The sequence below is a fragment of the Streptomyces sp. NPDC051219 genome (assembly GCF_040682335.1).
In the GTDB taxonomy this organism is placed as follows: Bacteria; Actinomycetota; Actinomycetes; order Streptomycetales; family Streptomycetaceae; genus Streptomyces.
In genome coordinates this window covers 1-1,561 of the sequence record NZ_JBFBAS010000087.1, presented here as the reverse complement: position 1 = coordinate 1,561, position 1,561 = coordinate 1, and the positions used below count along the sequence as shown (strand labels likewise).

Annotated in this window: 1 protein-coding gene; it reads left to right on the top strand. The window is 69.0% G+C overall.

Features of this window, described 5'->3' with window-relative positions; all coding sequences use genetic code 11:
- On the top strand, window positions 1-1,550 hold a 1,550-nt coding region (locus tag AB0M62_RS34815; protein WP_366078329.1), incomplete at its 5' end, for an acyl-CoA carboxylase subunit beta.
- Window positions 1,551-1,561: the final 11 nt, after the last annotated feature.

Genomic DNA, 1,561 nt, shown 5'->3' with positions numbered 1-1,561 from the left:
CCGACTCCCGTGGGCGTGTGGCCGAGCTGCACTCCCTTCGTGAGGAGGCGCGGCGTGGCCCCAGTGAGCGCGCCACCGAGGCGCAGCATGCCAAGGGCAAGCTGACGGCCCGGGAGCGTATCGCGCTGTTGCTCGACCCGGATTCGTTCAGGGAGGTCGAGCAGCTGCGCCGGCACCGGGCGAGCGGGTTCGGCCTGGAGGCCAAGAAGCCGTACACCGACGGTGTCATCACCGGCTGGGGCACGGTGGAGGGCCGGACGGTCTTCGTGTACGCGCACGACTTCCGGATCTTCGGCGGGGCGCTGGGCGAGGCCCATGCCACCAAGATCCACAAGATCATGGACATGGCCATCTCGGCCGGTGCCCCGCTGGTCTCGCTCAACGACGGTGCGGGCGCCCGTATCCAGGAGGGTGTTTCGGCGCTGGCCGGCTACGGCGGCATCTTCCAGCGCAACACCCGTGCCTCCGGTGTCATCCCGCAGATCTCGGTGATGCTCGGCCCGTGCGCGGGCGGCGCGGCCTACTCGCCGGCGCTGACGGACTTCGTGTTCATGGTCCGTGAGACCTCGCAGATGTTCATCACCGGCCCGGACGTGGTCCGCGCGGTGACCGGTGAGGAGATCACCCAGAACGGCCTCGGCGGCGCGGACGTGCACGCCGAGACCTCCGGCGTGGCGCACTTCGCCTACGACGACGAGGAGACCTGCATCGCCGAAGTGCGGTACCTGATCTCCATGCTGCCGTCCAACAACCGGGAGAACCCGCCGGCCCACCCCAGCCACGACCCGGCCGACCGCCGCGGCGACGCCCTGCTGGACCTCGTCCCGGCCGACGGCAACCGCCCCTACGACATGCACAAGGTCATCGAGGAGCTCGTCGACGACGGCGACTACCTCGAGGTCCACGAGCGCTGGGCCCGGAACATCATCTGCGCGCTGGCCCGGATGGACGGACAGGTGGTCGGCATCGTCGCCAACCAGCCGCAGTCCCTCGCCGGCGTGCTGGACATCGAGGCCTCCGAGAAGGCCGCCCGGTTCGTGCAGATGTGCGACGCCTTCAACATCCCGATCATCACTCTTCTGGACGTGCCCGGCTTCCTGCCCGGCGTCGACCAGGAGCACGGTGGAATCATCCGGCACGGCGCCAAGCTGCTGTACGCGTACTGCAACGCCACCGTGCCGAGGATCTCGCTGATCCTGCGCAAGGCGTACGGCGGGGCCTACATCGTCATGGACTCCCAGTCCATCGGCGCGGACCTCACCTACGCCTGGCCGACCAACGAGATCGCGGTGATGGGCGCCGAAGGCGCCGCCAACGTCATCTTCCGCAAGCAGATCGCCGAGGCCCAGGACCCCGAGGCCATGCGGGCCCGCATGGTCAAGGAGTACAAGGCCGAGCTCATGCACCCCTACTACGCCGCGGAGCGCGGCCTGGTCGACGACGTCATCGACCCCGCCGAGACCCGCGAGGTGCTCATCAGCTCCCTCGCCATGCTCCGCAACAAGCACGCAGACCTGCCGTCGCGCAAGCACGGCAACCCCCCGCAGTAACCCTGCGAAGA